The sequence below is a fragment of the Alteromonas sp. C1M14 genome (genome assembly GCF_018860965.1).
Taxonomy (GTDB): Bacteria; Pseudomonadota; Gammaproteobacteria; order Enterobacterales; family Alteromonadaceae; genus Alteromonas.
Map to the genome: position 1 here is coordinate 62651 of NZ_JAHKQF010000011.1, position 25737 is coordinate 88387.

Annotated in this window: 19 protein-coding genes and 1 pseudogene; 16 read left to right on the top strand and 4 right to left on the bottom strand. The window is 47.4% G+C overall.

From position 1 onward, the window contains the following. Window positions 1-40: 40 nt before the first annotated feature. Complete coding sequence (locus tag KO501_RS09850; RefSeq protein WP_216029503.1) at window positions 41-670, bottom strand: DsbA family protein; 630 nt, start codon at window positions 668-670, stop codon at window positions 41-43. A gap of 546 nt (window positions 671-1216) precedes the next feature. On the opposite strand from KO501_RS09850, the gene KO501_RS09855 reads away from it, so the two are divergent. The 4 genes and pseudogenes from KO501_RS09855 to KO501_RS09870 all read left to right on the top strand — a co-directional run. Continuing rightward, window positions 1217-1402, top strand: coding sequence for a DUF2986 domain-containing protein (locus KO501_RS09855; RefSeq protein WP_216029504.1), 186 nt, complete (start codon window positions 1217-1219; stop codon window positions 1400-1402). A gap of 75 nt (window positions 1403-1477) precedes the next feature. Further along, window positions 1478-1681: a hypothetical protein gene (locus tag KO501_RS09860; protein ID WP_216029505.1), complete on the top strand. Its 204-nt coding sequence runs from the start codon at window positions 1478-1480 to the stop codon at window positions 1679-1681. Between the two features lie 389 nt (window positions 1682-2070). Next, the gene (locus tag KO501_RS09865; protein WP_216029506.1) at window positions 2071-2955 is read left to right on the top strand and encodes an aspartyl protease family protein; all 885 of its coding nucleotides are present in this window, start codon (window positions 2071-2073) and stop codon (window positions 2953-2955) included. Window positions 2956-3558: 603 nt separating this feature from the next. Further along, window positions 3559-3699 (top strand): annotated as a pseudogene (locus KO501_RS09870) (excalibur calcium-binding domain-containing protein); the annotation flags it as partial. Window positions 3700-3851: 152 nt separating this feature from the next. Here KO501_RS09870 and KO501_RS09875 read toward each other — a convergent pair. Continuing rightward, window positions 3852-3941, bottom strand: a complete 90-nt coding sequence (locus KO501_RS09875; protein WP_216029507.1) for an isoaspartyl peptidase/L-asparaginase — start codon at window positions 3939-3941, stop codon at window positions 3852-3854. A gap of 314 nt (window positions 3942-4255) precedes the next feature. Here KO501_RS09875 and KO501_RS09880 point away from each other — a divergent pair, with 314 nt between their 5' ends. Both KO501_RS09880 and KO501_RS09885 read left to right on the top strand, forming a co-directional pair. After that, window positions 4256-4429 carry a hypothetical protein gene (locus tag KO501_RS09880; RefSeq protein ID WP_216029508.1) on the top strand — a complete coding sequence of 58 codons (174 nt, stop codon included), beginning with the start codon at window positions 4256-4258 and terminating at the stop codon, window positions 4427-4429. Window positions 4430-4493: 64 nt separating this feature from the next. Further along, window positions 4494-5447 carry a rhomboid family intramembrane serine protease gene (locus KO501_RS09885; protein ID WP_216029509.1) on the top strand — a complete coding sequence of 318 codons (954 nt, stop codon included), beginning with the start codon at window positions 4494-4496 and terminating at the stop codon, window positions 5445-5447. Window positions 5448-5575: 128 nt separating this feature from the next. On the opposite strand, the gene KO501_RS09890 is transcribed toward KO501_RS09885, so the two are convergent. Beyond that, window positions 5576-7066 (bottom strand): aldehyde dehydrogenase, encoded by a 1491-nt coding sequence (locus KO501_RS09890; protein ID WP_216029510.1) that lies wholly within the window; start codon window positions 7064-7066, stop codon window positions 5576-5578. A gap of 27 nt (window positions 7067-7093) precedes the next feature. Further along, the gene (locus KO501_RS09895) at window positions 7094-8440 is read right to left on the bottom strand and encodes a glutamine synthetase family protein (protein ID WP_216029511.1); all 1347 of its coding nucleotides are present in this window, start codon (window positions 8438-8440) and stop codon (window positions 7094-7096) included. A 243-nt stretch (window positions 8441-8683) separates the two neighbouring features. Between KO501_RS09895 and KO501_RS09900 the strand changes: the two genes are divergently transcribed. The 10 genes from KO501_RS09900 (at window position 8684) to KO501_RS09945 (ending at window position 25691) form a co-directional block, all read left to right on the top strand. Next, entirely contained in the window at window positions 8684-9430 is a 747-nt protein-coding gene (locus tag KO501_RS09900; RefSeq protein ID WP_216029512.1) for a gamma-glutamyl-gamma-aminobutyrate hydrolase family protein, read from the top strand. Window positions 9431-9432: 2 nt separating this feature from the next. Continuing rightward, entirely contained in the window at window positions 9433-10794 is a 1362-nt protein-coding gene (locus KO501_RS09905; RefSeq protein WP_216029513.1) for an aspartate aminotransferase family protein, read from the top strand. Window positions 10795-10953: 159 nt separating this feature from the next. Next, window positions 10954-12075, top strand: coding sequence for a polyamine ABC transporter substrate-binding protein (locus KO501_RS09910; protein ID WP_252728310.1), 1122 nt, complete (start codon window positions 10954-10956; stop codon window positions 12073-12075). Between the two features lie 11 nt (window positions 12076-12086). After that, window positions 12087-13202 (top strand): ABC transporter ATP-binding protein, encoded by a 1116-nt coding sequence (locus KO501_RS09915; protein WP_252728312.1) that lies wholly within the window; start codon window positions 12087-12089, stop codon window positions 13200-13202. Continuing rightward, window positions 13202-14101 carry an ABC transporter permease subunit gene (locus tag KO501_RS09920; protein ID WP_252728347.1) on the top strand — a complete coding sequence of 300 codons (900 nt, stop codon included), beginning with the start codon at window positions 13202-13204 and terminating at the stop codon, window positions 14099-14101. Before KO501_RS09915 ends, KO501_RS09920 begins: the two co-directional genes overlap by 1 nt. A 2-nt stretch (window positions 14102-14103) precedes the next feature. Then, window positions 14104-14913 carry an ABC transporter permease subunit gene (locus KO501_RS09925; protein ID WP_216029516.1) on the top strand — a complete coding sequence of 270 codons (810 nt, stop codon included), beginning with the start codon at window positions 14104-14106 and terminating at the stop codon, window positions 14911-14913. 99 nt (window positions 14914-15012) lie between these two features. Beyond that, window positions 15013-16659, top strand: a complete 1647-nt coding sequence (locus KO501_RS09930) for a tannase/feruloyl esterase family alpha/beta hydrolase (protein WP_216029517.1) — start codon at window positions 15013-15015, stop codon at window positions 16657-16659. Next, entirely contained in the window at window positions 16649-19279 is a 2631-nt protein-coding gene (gene pepN, locus KO501_RS09935) for an aminopeptidase N (RefSeq protein WP_216029518.1), read from the top strand. Before KO501_RS09930 ends, pepN begins: the two co-directional genes overlap by 11 nt. A 59-nt stretch (window positions 19280-19338) precedes the next feature. After that, entirely contained in the window at window positions 19339-22509 is a 3171-nt protein-coding gene (locus KO501_RS09940; RefSeq protein WP_216029519.1) for a TonB-dependent receptor, read from the top strand. Between the two features lie 263 nt (window positions 22510-22772). Further along, entirely contained in the window at window positions 22773-25691 is a 2919-nt protein-coding gene (locus KO501_RS09945; protein ID WP_216029520.1) for a TonB-dependent receptor, read from the top strand. Window positions 25692-25737: the final 46 nt, after the last annotated feature.

Genomic DNA, 25737 nt, shown 5'->3' on the forward strand with positions numbered 1-25737 from the left:
AAGCTATCTACGACCTTGGTTTTGCTCTCTACTTTGGCCCTTAAGACAGGCTGTTTAGTTGGGTCAGTATGGCATCGGGGTTATTGTAATCGAGCATAATATATTGATACCCAGTGGCGGTTTTTAATATTAAGCTGGGAAAGCCTTGAGCGCCGATGTCTTGGCCTAACCTAATTTCAGCAGCTAACGCATTCTGTGTACTAAGGCTATTTAAATCGCTAGCAAAGCGTTGGCTATTTAGCCCAAGGGAAGCGGCTAAGTCAATTAGTACGGCATCGTCAGATGGATTCTTTGCGTGCAGGTAATAAGCTTCTTGGATCCCTTTTATCATGGCGCTTTCTTTGCTGTGATCTTGGTTTCTCGCCGCAATAACGGCGCGACACGCAGGGTAGGTTGAGCGTCGTGGTTCGCATTGAGTCCAAAAATCAAAATTAAATGGTGTGCCTGGCACTCGTTGCTGAATGGTTTTCCAATAGCCGCTAATGGCGGTTTTCATCGCATTAGGCATAGGTTCATTGGAGTCTGGCGCTAACCCACCCAATAAATAACGTACTTCAATATTGTGAGGAAGTTGTTGTTTTACCTTTTGCCATGTGGGTCTAAAGGCCCAGCACCAACTGCACATAGGATCGTGAACATGGTAGAGTATTGCCTGACTGCTTTGTTTCATTGTATTCGCTTTTGTGTTCAATGATTAAAAAGGTAAGAGTGCAGCAACTAAACCAATTAAGCCGCCGAAAACACCCCACCACACCACTAGCCAACCCAAGTGTTGTCGAATGATATTATTAAATAATGTCTTTTGACTAACTGAGGGGTTAATTTGTTCAATGGATTTTCGACAACCAGGGAAATTTGTTGATACATATCCTTGTTACTTAGCATCAAGTACTAGCTGATTAACCTCTTCTTGATAGGGCTAGGAAACCGTCTTACCGTCTATAAAGCGGCAAAAATTGAACAATCTTCCTATAGGGACAAATTTCACCTACCTTCTTACTAAGCCCAGTCTCTTTTCAGAGACTGAAAACCATAGCCTAATAAGTAATCAACAAGTGTGCCGAACGCAATTTTTAACGTATAAGAGGCCGTTAATACGTGAATTAAAAATTTCCGGTATGCAATAAATGCTATTCGTCATTTCGGTAGTGACCTGCTTTAGCTGGGATGACTGTATAATAAGCAAAATAAACGAAACCATTTAAGGGGATTGGTTGTGAACCGTCGTAAAAAAATCATCAAAAAACTTCAGAAAAAAGATAAAAAGGCCAATGCTAAAATTCATAAGAGTAATAAGCCGAGTTATATCTCTAAAGCTGAACGGGAAAAGCTAGTTGCGCAAGCCAATATTGAACAACCAAGTATCGAAGAAAGCATAGAAGCCAAAGACAAACAAAAGTAGTCTTTCACTTTTATGCAAGACGAAGAAAATCATACTAATTGTCGTACATTTATAATCATTAATTAAGAGAAGTAAATGCAGATAAATGTGATGATACCTTATATTTTAGTTTTTACGGCAGTTTTGCCTGCGTTATTTGCTGCTAGATTAGCAAGGCAACAAGAACGCTCTATGTTAGTAAGTTCTGTATTCTCATTTGCACTTGGTTTTACATTATTGGGTGGTTGGATTTATCTAGGTATCATGAACTTCAAACAGCCTGTGAAGGTTGTGAATTAAGGCGTATTTAAAATATAGCTCACTTCTCATCGCCCTATCCGACGGGGTTTTTAGTGAAGTCACTAAAACCAATTAGTGTTTTTGCTATACAGTAATTTACTCTCCAATTAATAAATATTGTGGCCTATCCCTTATTCGGGTTTAGGTTCGCTATTATTTACTTTTATGAAAGTGCATTTAATTTCTATCTACTATCAAACTTCATTTTCAAAATATTAAAGTCCAATTCGGTGATGAAATAGAACAAGGTAAAAATACTTTCATCATTAAATGCAAAAAGCCACTTTTACGATAAACTTACATTGCTCAAATTGATCGTGAACAGACCTTATGCTAATTATAAATAATTAGACTTGCTAGATATAAGTCGCTTGTTTAAAGGGAATTTTATGACGCGATATCTATCACTCCTTCTTTTTCTATTTTCTTTTAACGTATTCAGCGCGGTTAGCGCCTGGACAGACTTTACTTTGGACAATGGCCATGTCTTTATTCCTGTCACCATTGAAGGGATTGAATCTAGGGCTATCTTGGACTCTGGCTCTCAAATCGACAGCATTAATAAGGCTTTTATCGGCAAGCACGAACTGTCTTTCGACAAAGGGCCCTTTGTTAACATTAAGGGCGTGCATAAGGTCGAGAAAAAGCGGACTTACCGCAATGTCACGGTAGATATTTTCGGCAGTGAATTTGAACTAGATCGGCTGGTAGAAAGCAGTTTAGGTCATCACACCAATGGTATGTTGTTAGGGGCAGGTTTTTTCTACAACTTCATTGTACAACTCGATTACCCTCATAAAAAAATGCGCCTATTAACGCGAGATACGGTAGATATGGGAGAAGCGGCAAACGTGAAATCTGTGTCGCAAAAGGGAACGGGAATGCCTATCGCGCAAATCGAAATTGACGGCGTGTCACTGTGGTTATTAGTAGATACGGGCAACGCGGGGACAGTGTTAATTGATCGCCGAACGGCCTCAAAAGTCGGGCTGCTAGATAAGGTTGAAGGCACGTCAACGTCGTTTGGTGCTAACGGTTTTGGTGTCAATGAAGTTGCGACCTCATCATTGGTCAAATTTGGCCCTTACGAAATTGACAATGTAAAAATTAGTTTTCCAGCAGAAGGGCAAAAAACGAATTTAGAAAGCCGATACGAAAGTCTTTCCCGCATAAAAGGTAAACGGGTTGTGGGATTAATTGGTTATGATTTACTCAAAGATTTCATTGTTACCCTCGATTATAAATACGGGAAGCTTCATATCATACTGCCTTAGCAATACCTATATAACACCGATAAAACAGACCAAATTGGGCAGTAAGCTTGGCACCTAGGCGATACAAAAAATCGTCTCTAGGCTTTGTGGTAGCTATCAAGGGTAGGCTCATGACTTTACTTTTGGATGTTTAAATCAAGCCCAAGATATTGAAATAAGTTATCACTAGTTTGTAGGCTCAAAGGCTAATTGAGAGATATTGTCATTTGGCGTCACTATATTTGTAGATACCCTAATGGACAATACTAGCAACGCTATAGCTTTAAAAAGGAACACAGAGTGAGTGACGTAGTTTTTTATGTTGGATTTGGAATATTTATTTTAGGCGGAATCGGTCTGCTGATTTCGGCTTTTAGAACAGGGATTTTATGGGGGCTTGCGGTCTTATTTATTGCCCCCGTAGCTTTTTTTTACCTGATTGTTCATTGGCAAGACGCAAAAGGCCCCTTCAAGCTACAAGTATTAGGTCTTATTATTATTGTGGGCGTTGCTTATATTAACGGTGGTGTATCGTCTGTCACAGGCTCCTCTTCCAGCTTTACCAACTCGAACTTTTCCACACCTACAACTCCAAGCTTCACTAAACCTAAGAAACCTAGTCTGCAATTTAGATGTGATGGTAGAACCTATTGTTCTCAGATGACTTCTTGTGCAGAAGCAACATACTTTCTAAGAAATTGTCCTAATACAAAAATGGATGGAAATAATGACGGCGTGCCATGTCAGAGGCAGTGGTGCAATTAGCAAGCGTAGTTAACGGCTTTTAAGACATAGCCATTGTTGATTATGGGCAGTAGCCCATCACGCTACCTTGAGTGAGATAGCACTCAGGTAGCGTTTGCCAATTTAGTGGCGGGATGAGAAAAGCTAAATTACTTGGGATCGGGGCTAATTGCTTACTCGCCTTCGTCACCATAGATGGCCACAGTTACCTTGCCTGAGGTATCGATGCTAGCGCGATACATGCCTTCAGAATGAAAGGGCATGGTAATGTTTCCTCATAACCTAAAACGATAACTCCCACAGAGCCGGCTTCAGAAGATCCTACGTTGTGGCTCCCCTCATCGCCGGCTTGCTCAATAGTTAAGCCAGATTTACCCCAGTTGCTTTTAGCTTGATGTGTTTCTCCATTGCATGAAGGGTCTTATCGTGCCGGTTTTTCTGTTTTTTTGGCCAGTTATTAGAGGGCTATTTTTTTAATATAGTGACCTACTTTCCTAGGGAAGCGGAGCCAGATAACGCGGCTAAGGATTTTGAACGTAACTTTTTAAATAACAGTCTAGTAAGGTCGGAGGAAAATATGCAGGAACTACCTGTAAGTGAGTTAGAGAATATCACCGGTGGGCTAAGTCCTGAGCGTGGCGCTATTGCAGAGGCCGCCATTGCCGGTGCTGCTTTTGCTGTTGGCTTTACCGGTGTGGGGCTAATTGCAACGGGCGCTGTTTTAGCGTGTGTTTATCTTATGCAGGATTAAATGCGCTTCTCCAACCGGAATGTGTCGTGGTTATTCGGCGATTGAAATTAAGGTGAAGTTAGCTATGAAAGTAATGCAGCCCGGCGGTGTCACGCTTGATATTAAAGATGTGGATAGGTTTGTGAAAAAATGGCGGCCTATCGATGGCTGGCTGATTGCTGATCACAGCGGCTTTGTATTACCCACCCACCATGGTGTTTTAGGCCACAAGTTTTACGCTGCGTTTTGCCGAAAAGCACGAATAGACGTGGTCATTTTGCTTGCCTGTACGTTTTTGGTTTCAGTGTTGTTGCAGGTAAGCAACATTGATGATTCTCTAAAGTATATTGTGGCTTTTGATTTACTCTTTCTGCTCGCCGTGGTCGATAGGGTTTTAAGCATACTCTCGCTAAAATGCTGTAAACAGAAGGTCACATTTATTTATGCTTTTAAAAAGGCATTTAAAAAACTGGCCGAGATTTTCGTTTTTTTCTTTTTCGGCATTTTTTTACTTCAACACTATTTAACCGATTACTTTGGTAGTTTTGAAAACTTAGTGATGGTTGCAGGAAACTATTACCCTAATATCGAGTTGATGTCTTCCTGGCGATTTCTAACCGGCCCATTCATACACCAAGATACACAACACTGGGCACTTAATGGCACGTTGACTTTGTTATTTGCTTCTTTCATACCGCAAGGTAAAAAAAGGCATCTGTTTTTTCTTTTATTCGTTGGGGCAGTGTTTTCTCATTGGGTGACTTATGTTGTTCACTGCTTTTGGCATACATCTTTTGACTCGCTAGTGGGAATGTCGGGAGGCGCATTTACATTGCTTGCCTATGCCATTGCTTATTACGTTAGGCTTCGGCACTTCAACACGGTATTCACACTCTTAGGTATCTTCGTCCTAGGTGAATTTTCTGCAGGGTTGATCACCATTAATACCAGCCACCTAGCTCACTTCACTGGCTTTGTAGTTGGTATTCTTGCAGGAATAAGATGGCCACGGTCACCTTGCCAGAGGTATCGATGCTAGGTCGAACCATGCCTTCAGAATGAAAGGGCATGGCAATGTTTCCTCATAACCTAAAACGATAACTCCCACAGAGCCGGCTTCAGAAGACCCTACGTTGTGGATCACCTCATCACCGGCTTGCTCAATAGTTAAGCCAGATTTATCCAAGTTGCTTTTAGTTCGGTGTATTTCTCCATGGCGTGAAGAGATTTATCGCGGCCATTACCCGATTGCTTAAAGCCGCCAAAGGGCGCAGTCATATCACCACCAAAGTAATTGTTCACCCAAACCGAGCCGGCGCGCAGACCCTTGGCAACCTTGTGGGCGCGTTTGAGGTTTTGCGTCCACACACCCGCCGCTAGGCCGAAAGGGGTATCATTGGCAATGGCCAAGGCCTCTGCATCGCTGGTAAAGGTGATGCAACTGAGTACCGGACCAAAGACTTCCTGTTGCGCGATACGCATGTCTGGTGTTACCCCAGTGAGTATTGTTGGCGGTATGTAATATCCGTTTGATGGCGCCGCCGCCGACAGCGTATGAGCGAGTGTGGCCCCTTGTTCTTGGGCGTCGTTAATATAATTTTGAATGCGCACAAACTGTTGTTCGTCGACTATCGCGCCCATGCTGCAATTGGGATCAAGTGGGTGCTTTGGTGCAAATGCCGCCGCCGCACTGATGACTTTATCGATAAATTCGTCGGCGATGGAAGCCTCTACAAGTAGTCGAGAGCCCGCGGTACAGACCTCACCTTGGTTGTAAAAAATTGCCGCGGCGGCGGTTTTTGCCGCTAGGTCGAGATCCTCGGCGTCGGCAAAAACAATATTGGCGCTTTTACCGCCGCACTCTACAAAGGTGCGTTTCATATTGGTTTGCCCAGCAAGACTAAGTAAGTGCTTACCTACAGGTGTTGACCCCGTAAATACTAAACCGTCCACATCCATATGGCGAACCAAGGGTTCGCCAGCGGCTTGGCCATAGCCGGTGACCACATTGAGGACGCCAGGGGGAATACCCGCTTCTAAGGCCAGTTCAGTAAGTTTAATGGCCGTTAATGGCGACTTTTCCGAAGGTTTTAACACCACGCTATTGCCCGTTGCCAGCGCCGGGCCTAATTTCCAACAGGCCATATTTAGCGGAAAGTTCCACGGCACGATAGCCGCCACCACGCCTAATGGCTCACGGGTGATCAAACCGAGTTCATCGCCGCTACAGGGGGCGATTTCGTCGTACAATTTGTCTATGGCTTCGGCGTGCCACGCAATGGCATTGGCGGAGCTGGGAATGTCAACACTAAGGCTATCGGTAATGGGTTTGCCCATGTCCAAGGTTTCTAGTAACGCCAGCTCTTCAGCATGGGCGGTAATCAGCGCCGCCAATTTGAGCAACACCTTTTTGCGCTTTGCTGGCGCCAATGCAGACCAACAACCACTGTTGAAACTGTCTCTGGCAGCATTTACAGCCTTGTGGATATCACGGCTGTCACAATCGGGAATGTGGCACAGTATGGATTGATCGATAGCACTGCGATTGGCGTAAGAAGCGCCGCTTGTGGCCTGAACACGGGTTCCGTCGATAATTGCATAACTGGGAAACGCCATTTGTTGCGCTTTAGTTTCCCAATAGTCGCGATGGTAATGCATAGGAAATCCTCAAAAAAAGTTAACAGGTTATAGGGTGTGCAGATACCACTTGATTTCGGTGGGGGTTATCTGTTGTTCAAACTCATTGAGTTCACTGAGTTTGACTTTGCTAAATATTTGCTGGAATTGTTTGCCAAAGTACTCGCGTATCCATTGGCTTGTGCTAAAGCTTTGAATCGCTTGGTGCCAATAGCGAGGGTTGTTATGCGTCACCTGTTGTGTGGCATCGCCACTGCTAGCACTCGTACAGCTGCGCTGCTTGACAAGACCGTCGATAATGCCGGCCATTACCGCAGCAGTTACCAAGTAAGGGTTGGCGTCAGCGCCGGCAATGCGGTGCTCAATACGCAAGTTTTTGCCGCCCTCGGCGGGAATGCGCAGCGCCACGGTGCGATTGTTATAGCCCCAGGTTGGACCCATGGGCACATACATATCCGCTTGAAAGCGGCGATAAGAATTGGCATGAGGGGCAAACAGCAGCATAGCATCGGCCATGGAGTGTTGTAAGCCGCCAATAACATTGTGCAAAGTGTCTTGGTTGTGCAGCACATTGTCGTTGTCGTCATAAAGACTCACATGAATGTGCATCCCCGAACCGGCCTGTTGGGCAAAGGGTTTCGCCATAAATGAGGCAATATAGTTGTGTTGCCGTGCAACGTTTTTAATGGTGCGCTTGAGCAAGATGGCATCATCACAGGCTTTGACTATGTCATCGCTATGACTGAGGTTTATTTCAAATTGGCCCGGCGCGTACTCCACTACCGCAGCATCAGCGGGAATGTCTTGAGCCTGACAGGCGGCTTGAACCGCGTCGGTAAACTGTGAATAGGCATCGAGATCATCCATGTAATACACCTGGGTAGTGTCGTCGGTGCGCTGGGTATAGGGGTTAATGGGAGCCGCTAACTCAGTGTTTTGCGATTCTGGCGTAAGTAAATAAAACTCTAGCTCAACGGCAATCACCGGTGCATAGCCGAGTTGTTTTAGCTGCTGCCACAGGCGCTGTAAGATCGCTCTAGGGTTGATAGCGAATGGTTGGTGTTGCTCATCTAACATGGTCATAAGTAACTGCCCCCGTCCTGGCGACCAAGGAACAGGTGTAACCACTTGATTAACGGCGCAACAGATTGCGTCGGGCTCACCAATACTCAAACCTAAACCTGTATCGTTGACGGTATCGCCATTCACATTGGTCCCAAACAGGGAAATGGGTAGGTAAACGCCTTTACTCAATACTTTTTCTAGGGCACTGGCGGTAACGCGTTTGCCTCGTAAAATGCCATTGATATCGGGCAGCAGTAAGTCGATGGAGTTGCACGCCGAAAGGGCGCTTGTAGAAAGTGTTGAAGTGGCTTGGGACGGCAATTTACACATGTCTATTTCCTATACGAAAGCTCCAGAGTCAAGCTCCGGAAACAATGAAAAAATAGACTGCAATGTTCTTCCCTGTGACCAGATAATAGAGCACCCGTTTATAATGTCAACGCTAAATCCCCCGTGGCGTCTAGTTTTCCTCGGCTATAGCGGTTTTTTTCTTGCCATCGAACTTCTTCTTATTATGAGTGTTTTTAGTGCCACTTTAAGGTGTGCATTACGGGATGTAGGAGTAGAGGAACGATGCTAATTGGTATGCCCTGCGATCGTAAAATGATTGCTCCCCATGTGAGTCATTGTGTGGGAGAGAAATACATCAGGACGGTGGTCACTGAGCTAAACGCCGCTGTGGTGCTCATTCCTGCTTTTGAACACAACCAAGGCCTCGACACTGTGCTGGCCGCCATTGATGGTGTGCTTTTGCCCGGCAGCTATTCCAATGTTGCGCCTGCCCGTTATCAGCAACAGGCCTTAAACAGCGACGACTTAGATGAAGACCGCGATGCACTGGCCTTGCCGTTGATCAGCGCTGCCTTTGCCCGCGGTATGCCGGTGCTAGGTTTATGCCGAGGTATGCAAGAAATTAATGTGGCCTTTGGTGGCAGCCTACACCAACAATTATCCCATGTGCCCGAGCTAGCTACCCATGGTGAAGATAAAACCGCGAGCTTGGCGGCGCAATATGCCCCTGCGCACTGGGTGGAGCTTTCGCCAAAGGGGTGGTTAGCCGCTCAAGGCAAGTTCAGCCGAGTAAAAGTTAACTCTCTTCATCAACAGGGCATAGATCGTCTTGGCAATGGCTTGCAACAAGAGGCCGTTAGCGACGATGGACTGATTGAAGCGATCTCTTGTCGCGACCCCGAACGGTTTTTGTTAGGGGTGCAATGGCACCCTGAATGGCAAACCCACAATAACCCTTTCTATCGACATATTTTCAGCCAGTTTGGCGCGGCTTGTGGCCGCTATCAAGCAACTAAACAAGGACAATAACCATGCACAACACTACAGCGCACTTGGCCCAATTGGATGCTCAGCACTTTATTCATCCCTTTACTAACAGTGGTGAGTTAGCAGCAAAAGGCACGCGTATTATCGACCGTGCCGAGGGCATCTATATTTATGATACGCAAGGACAAGAACTGATAGATGGCATGGCGGGATTGTGGTGTGTCAATGTAGGCTATAGCCGCCAAGAGTTGGTTGATGCCGCTATGTCTCAAATGCAGCAACTACCTTACTACAACAGCTTTTTTCAGTGCACCACACCGCCGGCCATTGCGCTATCCGAAATCCTAAGTGAAGTGGCGCCAAAGCATATCAACAACGTGTTTTACTGTAACTCGGGCTCAGAAGCGAACGATACGGTATTGCGTATGGCGAGACATTACTGGGCCTGCCAAGGCTTGGCTAGTAAACAGGTCATTATTTCCCGCCACAATGCGTATCACGGCTCCACGGTAGCGGGGGCTAGCTTAGGTGGCATGAGTGCCATGCACAAGCAAGGTGGTTTGCCGATCCCCGGTATTGAGCACATTGACCAACCGTACTGGTTTGGCGAGGGCTTTGACCGTGATCCACAAGTCTTTGGCAAGCAAATAGCGCTACAACTCGAAGCCAAGATCATCGCCCTTGGCGAAGACAAGGTAGCGGCCTTCATTGCCGAGCCCATTCAAGGTGCAGGGGGAGTCATTATTCCCCCCGCGACGTACTGGCCCGAGATAAAACGCATTTGCCAGCAATACAATATCTTGCTGGTTTGCGATGAGGTCATTTGCGGCTTTGGCCGCACCGGTGAATGGTTTGGCTCTGAATACTTTGATGTAGAGGCAGACTTAATGCCCATCGCCAAGGGCTTGTCTAGCGGTTATATGCCCATCGGCGGCGTATTGACTGCCGATCGGGTGGCTGAGGTCTTAAAAACCAAGGGCGGCGAGTTTAACCATGGCTTTACCTATTCAGGCCATCCGGTTGCCGCCGCCGTGGCCCTAGCCAATGTGAATATTCTGCGCAACGAGGGCATTGTCGACAAGGTTAAAGCTGAGGTTGGCCCTTATTTTCAGCAACAAATACGCAAACTTGGTGACCATCCACTCATTGGTGAGGCTAGGGGCGTGGGCTTGCTCGGAGCCTTTGAACTGATGGCTGACAAAACCGCCCATGAGTTTTTCCCCGACAAGGGGCGAGTGGGTACTTTGTGTCGCGACCTTGCGATCAAAAACGGCATTGTAATGCGTCATGTGGGCTCCACCATGGTGTTATCCCCCCCGCTAGTGATTAGCTGTGGGCAAATTGACGAATTGTTTGCCCGTATCAAACTCACCTTCGATGAGGTGGCAGAAAAGGTGCTCAATTAATTTTTACGTCTGCTTATAGCGGTTTTTTATCGCTCAGCGAACTTCTGTTATGACTGCAATGACATGTTTCTCTTCCCTGCGAAACAACAATCGCGTCTCCTTCCCCGGGGTGGTATTCCCGGGGATTTTTAGTCACCGGATAACGGATATGTAGGTACTATGAAAAACTCGTTTTCTCACTCACCCATGCCGATGTTTTTAGCCGTGCTTGTAATAGCGTGTAGCGCTATTAGCTGGTCAAGGGTTGCGGTGGCGAAACACGTTAATGTGTATAACTGGAATCACTATATCGGCGAAAATGTGCTGTCCGATTTTGAGAAAACCACAGGAATACGAGTGATCTACGACCTGGTGGATTCCAATCAGGTTCTGGAAGGTAAATTACTGGCCGGTCAGTCTGGCTATGACGTGGTGGTAAGCTCTGCTGACTTTATGGCGCGCCAAATAAAAGCGGGCATTTATTTACCTTTAGACAAAACGCAACTTGCGGATTTTAGCCAGTTAGATCCAATGTTAATGACCGCGCTAGGCGAACTCGACCCTAATAACCAGTACGGCGTGCCTTATATGTGGGGCACAACCGGAATCGGCTTTAATCGCAGCAAGGTACTGGAGGTATTGGGTGAAGATGCGCCGTTGGATTCTTGGGAGCTTGTGTTCAACCCGCAAAATCTCGCTAAACTCAGTACTTGTGGGGTGGCGTTTTTAGACTCCCCTACCGATATTTTTCCTTTGGTGCTCAATTATCTTGGATTACCGACTCACTCAAACAACCCTAAGAATTATCAGGGCCAAGCCAAGCAATTATTAATGCGCTTGGCGCCTCATATTACCTATTTTCATTCTTCTAAATATATTGACGACCTCGCCACGGGTGAAATCTGCGTGGTGGTGGGTTGGTCTGGGGATATATTACAAGCCAAAATCAGTGCTGCCAGTGCCGCTCAACCACAAACTATTGAGTATATTATTCCCAAAGAAGGGGCTTTGATGTGGGTGGATATGTTGGGGATCCCCAGCGATGCGAAAAACCCGCAAGAAGCGTTGGCGTTTATCAAATTTATGATGCGCCCAGATATTGCGGCGCGCAATACCAATGATATTTGGTACGCCAACCCCATTACTGCATCGCGGCCAATGACGCTGCCAATTATCGCCAACGATACGGCGATTTATCCCACCAAGGCACAGCGTGAAAACCTGTTTCCGGCGCGACCAATTAACCCTCGTGTTGATCGGGTTATCAATCGTGCGTGGACCGAAATTCTCACCGGACAATGAGCGGAGTAGTTATGATGTCGGAGCCTGTTGCCAGTCATCCCTCTTTTTTAAATCTTAACGGTATCGTTAAGCGCTTTGGTGATTTCACTGCGGTTGATGGCATCGATTTAACAGTGAAGCAAGGCGAAATATTTGCGCTGCTGGGCTCTTCTGGATGTGGCAAGTCTACTTTGTTGCGATTACTCGGCGGTTTTGACCAAGCCACAGAAGGACAGATCCATTTAGATGGCGAGTGCTTAAACGGCTTACCGGCTGAGCAACGACCAATCAATATGATGTTTCAATCCTATGCGCTGTTTCCCCACATGACAGTGGCGCAAAATCTTGCCTATGGTTTAAAACGCGCAGGCATGAAAGGTCGTGAGATCGCTATTAAGGTCGACGACATGCTAGAACGCGTGCAAATGGCGCATTTAAGTGGCAGAAAGCCAAGTCAGTTGTCTGGTGGGCAGCAACAGCGGGTTGCCCTCGCTCGGGCCTTAATTAAGGGCCCTAAATTATTGTTGTTAGATGAGCCCATGGGGGCCTTAGATAAAAAGTTACGTGCGCATATGCAACTGGAAATAACCCGCATCATCGAGGATCTCGGCGTAACCTGTGTCATGGTGACTCATGATCAAGAAGAGGCCATGACCATGGCTGATCGCGTGGCCATTATGGATGCCGGACGCATACGTCAGGTTGGCACGCCCCAGGAAATTTATGAACAACCTAATTCTCGATTTGTTGCTGAATTTATCGGCTCAGTCAATGTGCTAAGAGGGGTCGTGGAAAGAGACCGCATTGATGCCGTGCATTTACATTGTGCCGAACTCAGCGGCAATATCTATATTGGTCATGGCCTGACGTGTCACATAGGGCAGCAATTAAGCGTGGCCATACGCCCCGAGAAGGCGGCTTTATCGCGGCATCGTCCGGCGCAAAGTGAAAACTTGAGCGAGGGGGAAATTGTCGATATTGCCTATATGGGAGCACAATCGGTTTACCACGTGAAGTTGTCATCGGGCTTTGTGTTTATTGTCAATCTACTCAACAGCCAGCGCACCATGGCATTGCCTTACCAATGGGGCGAAAAAGTTTGGGTGTATTGGGCTCCCGATGCCACTGTGGTGACGGAAGCACAATGATGAAGTGGCGTCAGTACGTGCAAAAAGGCCTAGTTATTTTGCCACCCTATTTGTGGTTACTCGTGTTTTTCCTAGTGCCCTTTTTGATTGTGTTTGGCATTTCCCTTACCGAGCCGAAAATCGCCCAACCTCCTTATTCTGATATCGTTACCGCCGAAGACGGGCGCTGGAATATCATCCTCGATTTTAGTAATTATCTTTGGTTATTAGGAGATGAGCTGTACCCGGCGGCACTGCTTAATTCTTTGAACATTGCGTTTTGGTCAACCTGTTTGTGTATTCTCATTGGCTTTCCCATGGCATGGTTTATTGCCAAAGCCCCGACCGGCCGACGCAACCTATATTTAATGCTGGTGGTGTTGCCTTCTTGGACCAGTTTTTTAATTAGGATCTACGCGTGGATGGGTATTTTGCGCAGCCAAGGACCCCTTAATCAATGCCTCATGGCACTGGGCATTATTGACAGTCCACTGCGGATCCTTAATACCGAGGTGGCGGTGTACATCGGCATCGTGTACTGCTATTTACCCTTTTTTATCTTACCTCTGTACAGCCACCTAATTAAGCTTGATGGTCGATTGCTCGACGCCGCCGCGGACTTAGGGGCGGGCACGGTTACGCGTTTTGTCACCATTGTTTTACCCTTGGCCATGCAGGGTGTTATTGCCGGTGGTTTGCTGGTGTTTATTCCCATTGTCGGTGAATTTGTGGTGCCTGAACTGCTCGGTGGCTCGAATGTGCTGATGATCGGCAAGGTGTTGTGGACGGAGTTTTTCGCCAATCGCGACTGGCCGGTGGCGTCTGCGGTGGCCACTGTATTACTGGTAATGCTGTTGTTGCCGATTATTTTGCTGCAGCGCTTTCAAGACCTAAAATCGACCGATCAGCGAGGACAATAGCCATGAAACTCAATCGCATCCACTGGCCGAGTTTATCCGCTAGCACCATGGTCTTGGGGGTGTTATTTCTGTATACGCCCATTGTGACTTTAATTTTTTATTCGTTTAATGGCTCTGAGCGGGTGAATGTTTGGTCTGAGTTTTCCGTGCATTGGTATGTCGAGTTATTTGCCAATGAGGCGTTAATGTCTGCGGTATGGACAAGTTTAAAATTAGCGGTTTCCTCGGCCACGATGGCGGTGTTTTTAGGTACCCTGGCCAGCGTGGCACTCACTCGGTGTGGTCACTTTAAAGGGCGTTACTTGTTTATGGGCATGATTACCGCGCCCTTGGTAATGCCTGATGTGATCACCGGTTTATCCATGCTACTGCTGTTTGTGAATATGAATGAACTGGTCAATTGGCCGGAAGGTCGTGGCATGTTGACCATCTGGATTGCCCACGTCACCTTTTGCATGGCTTTTGTTACCATCATTATAAGCAGTCGCTTGCGAGACGTTGATTTACGTTTAGAAGATGCCGCTAGAGATCTTGGCGCTGGAACGTTAACGACGTTTTGCACCATTACCTTGCCAATTATCGCGCCAGCCCTGATAGCCGGTTGGATGTTAGCTTTTACCCTTTCCTTAGACGATTTAGTGATTGCCAGCTTTGTTTCTGGGCCCAGCGCCACAACACTGCCCATGGTGGTGTTCTCGTCGGTGCGTATGGGGGTTAGCCCGCAAATTAATGCTCTTGCCACCTTGATGATTTTAGCGGTGTTTATAACTTCCTTGCTGAGCTACCAACTGGTTAAGAAAAAGGCCAATTAGCACGTTTATTCAGCGATTATCCCACAGGTTATATAGCGGTTTTTTGGCGCTCGAGGTACCTGTTTAGTAGCGCAATAATAAACTCAGAGGAAATTATTCATGGATAACACCCACGCCAGACTCAGCCTACACGGGAGAGTCCTGTTTTTTATCAGTCTTGTGCTTGGCTCAATAGTAACATCTTCGGCCTGGGCCTCATCAAATGAAGCGCGCTGCAGCGCCATGGAGTGGATGGACTTTTCCCAGTTAGACGAGGGCAATGCGGCGGCTAAGGTAACCCATGCGCGCTACGTGTCAGGGCAAGCATTAAGCGAAGACGATGCCGCGCTGACCCACATGTTTAGCGAACTGATGGCCGCGCCAATTCCAAAGGCCACGCGCACCTTGCCGGCCCATTGCATTTTAGACGGCTATGTTAATCCCACCATTAAATTTCAAATTCGCCTGCCAATTAGTGAAGACTGGAACGGTCGCTATTTGTTGGCCTCCTGTGATGGCTTTTGTGGCGAGGTGGAAACCCACCGCGCTATGGCTGGCTTAGCGCGGCAATACGCCACGCTAACCCATGATGGCGGGCATTCCGCTTATGGCTTTGATGCGGTGTGGGCCAAGGGCAATTTAGGTGAAAAAATTGATTTTGCCCATCGTGCTAATCATGTATTGGCCATCGTCGGCAAAGCTTTGGTGAAGGCTTACTATCAACAACCAGCTAAATACTCCATTATTGCCGGTTGCTCAAAAGGCGGTCAGGCCGGTGTGATGGCCGCCCAGCGCTACCCTGAAGATTTTGACGGTGTTATCGCCCGCGGGCCTACCATCAATTACACCAAGGTCAATTTGATCAGCTGTATGGATAATGCCAAAGCTATAATGGGGCCGAATGAGCAAGCGCTTATGGATGTGTCCTATTTAGATACTATTCGCGCAGCGGCCATGGCCTCTTGTGATGAAGCCGATGGCCTAAAAGACGGGCTAATTACCGATCCCCGTTTGTGTCAATTTGATCCGGCCACCTTGGCCTGTGATGCCGGTGTGCAAGGCCAGTGCTTAACGGCCCAGCAGGTGCGCGCAGTCGAAGAATTATATGCTCCCTCAATAGGCAGTAATGGCGAAGTTTTATACGGTGGTTTGCCCATGGGTTCAGAAACAGAATGGTACTACTGGGTATTGCCCGAAGCGGGCAGCCCGGAAAAACCTTGGCACTATTACGCCGCCACCGAATACATGAAATACATCGCTTATCCAACAGAAAAAAAGCTCGCGAACTGGCGCGATTTTAACTACCAGCAAGAGCAAAATCGCTTAGCTGAAATTGCGATTCATTTTGATGCCGACAACCCAGACTTGCGCTTGTTTCGCGACCGCGGTGGCAAAATGATTGTGCTGCACGGCTGGGCAGATGCCGCTATTCCGGCACATGCCTCAGTAAAGTGGTACGAAGAGGTGAGTCGCTTTATGGGGGGCAATCAAGAGGTCGAGAAATTTGCTCGAATGTTCCTGCTACCCGGCGTATCGCATTGTGATTCATCAGGACCAGGACCAGGCACTGTTGATGGCATGGCCGCCTTAGAGCGCTGGTTGGAAAGCGGAACCGCTCCAGACAAATTAATAACGGCTAAGCTCGATGAAAAAGACGCGGTGGTGCGTACTCGCCCCGTGTACCCTTATCCTCTTATTCCCCAGTACAAGGGAACAGGCGATATCGATAAGGCGGAAAACTTTAAATCTGTGCTGTATGAGTATTGAGCCTCTGTCTATGGATGTATTTTCAGACACTGTTGCGCCGGTTTATCGTCGAAAAGGGGCGTATCAAAGGTTCCCTTTTCAAATTCCTCGTATCGAGTTAACTCTTTGGCTCGATGCCGAGGTAACCCGGGTGCGCAATCGTATGAATGTGGTGTCCACAGACCCGGCACAGTCGTGGTTGATGCTTAATGGTGAAGGTCAGCACCTGACAGGGGTATACCTAAATGGTCAAGCTATCCATGACTATCAATTAACACCCTCTACCTTGTCTATTGCCGTGCCGCCAGGGGAGTTCCAACTCACCATAGAATGCGAAATCTGCCCACAGCAAAACCTCGAATTAGAGGGGCTTTATGTGGCTGATGGGGTGTTTTGTAGTCAATGTGAAGCGGAAGGATTTCGCAAGATCACCTACTACCCCGACCGACCCGATGTACTTAGTGTGTATACCGTTACGTTACACGCCCCTATTAAAGACTGTCCGGTGCTACTGAGCAACGGCAATCGGATTGCCGCGGGACGACAAGGCGAAAATCAGCACTGGGCCACCTGGCACGACCCGTTTGCCAAGCCCTGTTATTTGTTCGCTGTAGTGGCGGGGCAATTAGAGTGTAATCGGGCGCAGTTTATCAGTGGGGATAACCTCCCTATTGATTTGGCGCTATACACTTTACCCGGTCAATCCCGTTGGGGGGATTATGCGTTACAGGCCTTGCAAAAGGCCATGCAATGGGACGAACAAACCTATGGCCTAAGTTATGACTTGTCCACCTATCAAATTCTTGCCACTGATTTTTTTAACGTTGAGGCGATGGAAAACAAAGGGCTAAACATTTTTAACTCTGAGTACGTGCTCGCGGATCCTGCAACGGCCTGCGATGAAGACTACTACCAAATCGCCTCGGTGATTGCCCATGAGTACTTTCACAATTGGACGGGGAATCGGGTGACGGTGCGCGACTGGTTTCAGTTGACTTTAAAAGAGGGGCTAACAGTGTTTCGGGATCAGTGCTTTAGTGCCGATATCTTTAGTCCCATCACTGCCCGCCTAGAGGCCGTTAAAATGTTGCTTTTTCGCCAATTTAGCGAAGATAAAGGTCCCTTTGGTCATGCCCCAAGGCCAGCAATGGTAAGGGCCATAGACAACTTTTATACCAGCACGGTATATGAGAAGGGAGCTGAGATTATTCGAATGGCGTGGCGGCTGATGGGGGATGAAGGTTTTAAGCAGGGAATGCGGGATTTCTTACGTTGCTTTGATGGTCGAGGGGCAACCTGTGAAGACTTGCTCTGCGTGTTACAACGCCACTCTAATCGTGATATCGGTGGGCTTATTCATTGGTTTGATTACCAGGGCACGCCAACCTTGGTCTGCGAGATGGATTGTGATCACCAACGGAAGGAACTGCAACTCACAGTTACACAAATTAGCACCAATGAAACTCCGGTATTGAAGATGCCCCTTTGGATTGAGTTGCTGCATTGGGATCACAGTCTTGGGCGGATTGTTTCTCAACCACAAAAGTTGATGCTGGATGAAAAAAAACAAACCTGGTTCTTTCCCCTAAGAGGCAGTAAACCCGTGGTGGCTATGTTGTGTGATTTATCTGCACCGGTAGAGTGCGATATGCACTTAAACGATGAGCAACGCCGGATGATTATCTTGGGAGCTCAGGACGCCGTGGTGCGTTGGTTGACCCAACAACAGTGGGCCGCCGTTATACTTTGTGGGTTAGCTGGAAACGCCAACTTATCTAAACAGCGCTATTCGCTTACCGGTTATATCCACACCATTAGTCGCCTTTGCGAGCAAAAGGTGGCACCAGAGCTTCTCGCACAAATGCTGCAACTTCCTCCCGCTCATTGGCTGGTGGATCGCTTCGGCGGCAATATCGTAGCCTTAGAAACCGCCCGTATTTGGTTGAATCGTTGTATTGTCGCGGCTAATGAGCATGCCTTTAAACGGTTGTTAAAAAACGCTAAAAAGGCTTGTGCTGAAGGCGACGTTCAGCAACGTGCCTTGTGGCGTGTATTGTACAAACAATTGCTCGCGTTGTTGTTTAATCATTTTGATGAAAAAGAACAGGGGCGTTTAATTCGTCGCTGCGAAACCTCCCAGGATATGAATGAGCAACTTGGTATACTCGATGCATTAGTTGTTTGTCAGCCTGATAAGGCATTGCAGACTCTTGATGCATTGCAGCCCCAGTGGCAATACGCTTCGCGGGCCATGAATAAGTGGTTCAAATTGCAAGCATTGTGTCACACCAAAAACAGTATAGAACGGGTGAGCAAGTTGTTGCGTCATGCCCATTTTGATGTAACCAATCCCAACCGCGTAAAGGCCCTTGTACAAACCTTCTGTGAGGGTAATCCACGTGGGTTCCATCATCCTGATGGGCGTGGTTATGCATTGTTAGCGAAGGTCGTGCTACAGGTTGACCAACACAACCCACAGTTGGCCGCTGCACTCATTAGGCCCTTTTTAACCTTGCATAACCATCCAGATGAAATGGCAATGAAAATGTTTCATCAGGTGGCGTATTTAAGTCAACATCAACTAAGTACCGAGCTAAGGGAGAAGGTCGATGTGGTAATGGAAAGTCATGTGCAATCATAAAGGAGAATAGGCTTACGAGGGGCTTAGGTGAGATAGCGCAAAAGCTACTTACAAGAAGTGTGTTAATCGGTTTTACACTGGTGGTTTGTGGTGCCTCATTATCCGTGCAGGTAAGGGCTAAAACAGCGCAGAAATTTGCATTTGAAATTCCTCAGCAATCCGCAGATCAAGCCATCAAAATATTGGCAAGACAGGCCAATGCATCGGTAATATTTCCATCCAGTTTAATTCAAAATGTGCAAACCAATGCCGTGAACGGTCGCTTCACTTTACCGCAAGCATTAGCCTTATTATTGGACAAGACTCCTTTGCAAGGTCATATCTCTGCGGCTGGGATGATCACCATCGAGCCTGATTTTGGCCTCAATAGGACGGCGGTTAAACGCCTTGTCCCTCCTCAACTTCCGAAGCCTGTTCAAGCCTCTGAAGAAAAATCGGCATTTTCTTTAGAAACATTGTTGGTAACCGGGTCAAATATACGTGGTGCAACCTTGGTGGGGGGGAATGTATTGTCCATTAGCAGCGAGGAATTGGCCGCCAGCAATGCATTCAGTATTGCAGATTATTTACAGCGCCATCCGCTAAATCTCACCGCGGGTGTTGGCACGGCCGAGGCAACGTTAAGCGGCCAGGATTTTGGACCCGACCAAGCAAATTTTTCCGCCGGACAAGGGGTTAATTTACGGGGCGTTGGGGCCCTTTCTACGCTGGTGCTGGTCAATGGACGACGTATGGCTAGCTCTGGTCAATATGGTGACTATGTGGATATTAGCCACATTCCTTTAGTCGTTGTGGATAAAATTGAAATTCTCCTTGATGGTGCGTCGGCCATATATGGTTCGGATGCCGTGGCAGGTGTGGTGAATATTGTCACCAAAAAGCAACTGCAGCGGGCTCAAACCCATGTCTCGGTGGGCACCGCAACGGCCGGTGGCGGCACTGAAAAACAACTTAGCCATGCCTTTTCTACTTTTTGGAACAGCGGTAGCCTTACTTTAGGGGCCGAGCTTTATTCACGCACCGCAGTGGGCATGACGTCGCGACAATACTATGCTAATGGTAGTGATTTTACCGCGTTTGGTGGGAATAACTGGCAGGCTTTGTCACTTAATGCGAACCCAGTCACCACCATTTTTAAATACGGGGTGTCAGGCTCTAATGCCGAAGTAGGTGCTGTGGTGCCCTTAGGCAGTAATGGTGACCTTAGCGCCGAGCAATTGTTGCCGGTTAACCAGGGCTATACCAGCGATTACAACGTCTATGAAGGCAAGGATCTACTGCCGGATATTGAACGTTACGGAATGTATGGCCAGTGGGAGCAAGATCTTAGTAGCCAAATGTTACTGCGGGTACAAGGGATGTCGAACTACCGCACATCTACCTATCATTTAGGTTACCCAATTATAAATTCCTCCGTATTGCTGCCTAGTAGCCCCTACTATATTGGGGATCTGAGTCCTGATTTAATGCGCGATGACGGTGGGATCACCTTTGGCAAAGTGGAAACCGCTGCCGGTGAAACCAGTATTTCTTCGGTGCGCCATCATAGTGGCTCTGTCGGCTTGTATTACGACTTGGCTGACCATTGGCAATTGCAAGGTATTGCGTCCTTTGCCCGCGACCAACAACGCCGTATAAAATACGGGCTGCGAGATGGTAATGACGAGGGAATATTGGCTTGCAGCTTGGGCAATACTGACATAGAAAATTGTGATGACAGTATATTGTCCTATAACCCTTTTAGTACCCAAGCCATGTCTGATGAGTTGATGGCACAACTCTACGGATACGAAAATTTAGTTTTTGATTCTTCCGTATTGCAAACCTCCCTAAAACTTGATGGTACCTTGTTGCCTCAGCCCCATGGTGAACTCAAGGTGGCCTTTGGGGTAGATTTCAGACAGGAAAAAATTAAGGGTGAACTGCAAACACAGATGTTGTCCATCAACAGCTTATCAGACACCTTCAATGAGACTAAACGTAATACCTTATCCGTTTTTGGTGAAGCCGTTGTGCCCCTGTCACAGACAATTGATATTCAGTTGGCGGCCCGTTTCGAGGATTTTGCCGGCACCGGTAATTACAATACCTTTGATCCTAAGTTAGGTGTGGATTGGCGCTTCGCCAAACAATGGACATTACAAGGTGCTTGGGGGACGTCATTTCATGCGCCAGCGCTACGTTACGAAGACGACTCTCCTCAACTTACACCCGGCGGAAATGCAGCTTATACGCTAAATCAAAGTCGGTTTGGTCCCTGTGATAGCGAACTCGTCGCCTTTAACGGCCTTATTGGCTCGCCAGGTGCTACCGACCAGCAATGTTCCATGACGGTGTTGGTTATATCCGGCGGGGCAGGGCCAGATAAACTCAAACCCGAAGAATCACAAAATTGGTCTATCGGATTGCATTATCGTAGTGATGCTTTTCCCGGCTTTAACGCTTCTGTCAGTTACTTTAACATTCAAGTAGACAACCGTATCCAACGTATACAATCGGGAACCTTCAACCAAATATTAGCGGCATTTTTTGCCACCGGTGATACCTACGATTCTGCGCTGATAGTTGATCCCTCTGTAGAAGCGGTACAGACGATAATGGACTCGGCTAAATACTTAGGTACTTATGGACAAGGCGGGATTGCCGATAGCGCCGAAGATGTGGCGATGATCGTTGATGCGACCCAGCGTAACATTGGTGCATTGCGAGAACAGGGGATCGATTTTGATTTTGCATACGAGGGGACATCGTGGGAGGCCTTTTTTTCCGGTAGTTATTTTATTGAATACGCCACCAAAGCGTCTTCCGGTAAACCCTATGTCAATTATCGCAATCGGTATTTATCTTCTGGTGCACCAGTCGCTTTTCGATCCAAACAAGGCCTGCGCTGGCACTTTGACAATGTAAGTGCGCGTCTTGTTAGTCATTATGTCAGTAGCTATAAATGCACGGTGTGTTACATCACCGACGACACAGGCGCGATTGTTGAGTCTTCGCAAGCCATTGATATTGATGATTGGCTTACTTGGGATCTAGGCGTGCAGTGGCAACTTGCTTGGGAAACACGGGCCGCCACAGTGAACCTATGGGTACAAAATCTCTTTGATACCGAAGCGCCGTTTGTGGATGCCGGCACCGGCATCGATGATGCCATTCCCGAAGCCTATGACTTTTCCAATCACAATAGTTTAGGGCGAAGCTTGTCCCTAAGCTTCAATGTGGAGTGGTAGGGTTAGGAGCTTGCTGTTATTTCGTTTTTACCCCGTTTCCCTCTAATCTTTTTTTTCTTCCTATGGCGGTTTTTTCGTCAACAACAGACTACCTCAATGAACACTCAACTTCAGTAGATAGTGCCCTTTCTTAACTGCACAACCCTACTGTTGGGGGGTATTGCATACATCACCTGAGCCTCTTTTATAACGCATTTCGACACTGTCGAGGCAAGTAAAGTGCGAATGAAACTCAGTGCAAATACACTAATGAGGAACCACAAATGAAGGAATACAGACCGTTTAAATTAAGGGTGTTAAGTGCACTGATTAGTGGTGTGCTGATAGGTCAACCCGTTCTAGCGCAGTCTAATGAAGCCCCTAGCGAGACCAGTGATCTAGAAAAAATTGTTATCACCGGCTCGAATATCCGTGGTGCAAGTGTGGTGGGGGGAGAAGTCAAAACCATCGACACCACTGCAATTGAAAACAGCGGCCGTTCTACGCTGGCGGACTATTTACGAGAAATCCCTTCCAATCTAGGCGGCGGCGTCGGTATGTCAGACTCGGTGCAAAGTGGCCAAGATACCGGGGTGTCCAATGCCAACCTTTCCGGTGGCCAGGGGGTTAATTTACGTGGGTTAGGCGCACTATCTACCTTGGTGTTAGTCAATGGGCGGCGGTTAGCCAACTCTGGTCAATACGGCGATTTTGTTGATCTGACCACTCTGCCAATGTCAGCCATATCCCGAGTAGAAATTCTCCAAGATGGGGCGTCAGCGATTTATGGTTCTGATGCGGTGGGAGGGGTGGTGAATTTTGTCACTTCCCGCTATATCGATGCGCCAGTGACTAAAATTAAGGTGGGTACTGCAACCGAAGGCGGTGGTGATGAAACCTCATTTAGTCATATCCACGGTTTTAATTGGGACAGTGGTAATGCCGTGGTAGGGGCAGAATACTATAAGCGTAGTGCAGTACGAATGACCGACCGAGATCGCTATTCTCAAGGAACGGATTTTACCCGTTTTGGCGGTGTTGATTGGACCAAACATTCAATAAGTTTTGATCCTGTAGCACGTATTTTTGCCAATGGAACCGCGGGCGTGAATGCCACGGTGGGGGCAATTGTGCCCGAGGGCGCGAACGATAATCTCACCAATGCTGATTTAAACTTAGTGGGTGATGATTACCAAAGTACCTACAACGTGTATGAAGGTCGCGATATTCTTCCCGATGTTGAGCGCCACAGTATTTACGCCTCTTTTGATCAAGACTTAACGGATGAGGTACAGCTTTACGGTGATATCCGCTATACCGATCGCACCAATACTTACGATATGGGCTATGCGGTATTAACCGAGTACCCGTTAACTAGCGCCAGTCCCTATTACATCGAGGATATCGATCCGAGTTTAACCGGCGGCGCGGGAATTTACTTCGGTAAGGTCTATGAAGATGTGGTTCAGCAGGCGGAAGCTTCAGTGAGCCACGTTAGCGGTCAATTAGGACTTAAGTTTGACCTGTTCAACGACTGGTACGGCGAAGCGATTGTTTCTTATGCCAGTGATTCCCAAGAGCGTTATCAAACATCTATGCGCATGACCACAGGCACCGATCTTATCGCTTGTGCCTTAGGTAATATGGCGGTGCCCGGCTGTGATGACTCGGTTATTCCGTTAAATCCCTTTTCTACCGAGCCCTTGTCTGACGCCCAAATTGCTCAATACTACGGCTATGAAAAACTGGAATACGATTCATCGGTTCTACAGGCCACCTTTAAAGCCGACGGCACTCTAATGCGCTTACCTGCCGGTGATTTGATGATGGCTGCCGGTATTGACTTTCGTCAGGAAACCATCGACGGATACCTGCGCAGTAATACCATGTATATTGCCACTACTGAGGGGGCTTTTGAAGAAACCCAGCGGGATGCTTACTCTGGTTATTTAGAAGCCTTGGTACCGGTTACGGAAGATTTTGATGTGTCCGTTGCAGGTCGCTATGAAAAATTCAGCGGTTCAGGTAACTATGATACCTTCGATCCTAAAGTGAGTTTTGATTATCGGCTCACCGAAGCCTTTACCTTAAAAGGGTCGTGGGGCACCTCATTTCATGCGCCGCCCATGCGTTACGAAGATGATTCGCCACAACCTACCTCGGGCGGCAATTCGTCTTATACCCTCAATGTAAGCCGCTATGGCCCCTGTGACAACGACATTATCACTTACAACGGTATTGTGGGAACACCGGGTGTTGCCGGTGAACAATGTTCATTTTCCTTATTAATTAATTCAGGTGGTGCCGGTAAGGGCATTTTAGAGCCAGAGCAAGCAGAAACCTGGACTTTAGGCTTTACCTATACGCCAGATTTTGCGCCTGGTTTAAGCATTACTGCCAGCTACTTCGATATTCAGGTTGATGATCGTATCCAGCGTATTCAATCGGGGACCTTCAACGAAATTCTCACGGATTTGTTTGATTCTGGCACGAGCCCGTATATCGATGCCTTGATCCTCAACCCCAGTGAAGAAGAAGTACAAGCGCAGCTCGACAAAGAAAAGTACATCGGTACTTTTGGTCTAGCGGGGATCGCCGATTCAGCGGCTGATGTGGTGATGATTGTAAATGCAACGCAAATGAATATTGCATCGCTAAGAGAGCGAGGTATCGACTACAACATTAGCTATGATTTTGATTTAGGGGCAGCAGAAGCTGGGGTGTATTTTACCGGTACCTACCTAACTGAATATGCCTTGCAAGGTGCTCCGGGCACCGGTTATGAAGATCAATTAGGCAAATACACCGCCACCGGAACGCCGGTAAAATTACGAGCACGTCAGGGGTTCTGGGCAGAGTGGGAGAACTACGACCTAAACCTTACTGTGAATTATACCGATAGCTACGAGTGTGATATTTGCTACGTGGACACCGGTGACACCGTGGCGGTCTCGGATTCGCCAATTAAAGTCGATAGCTGGACTACCGTTGATCTTGCCCTTGGCTTGGATTTATCCCCATACGGTGATGGTGTCTTGTCTGGGATGCATGTAAGTTTGCAGGTGGCCAACCTGTTTAATGAAGATGCCCCTTTCATCGACGCCAGTACAGGGGTGGATGATCCTGTTCCCGAAGCTTACGATTCTGCCAATGCGACCATTATTGGCCGTACGGTAGGTTTACAGCTTACTAAAACCTGGTAACCCCATTAGTAAACAGTGGTGTGTACTCACCACTGTTTGCTATTGC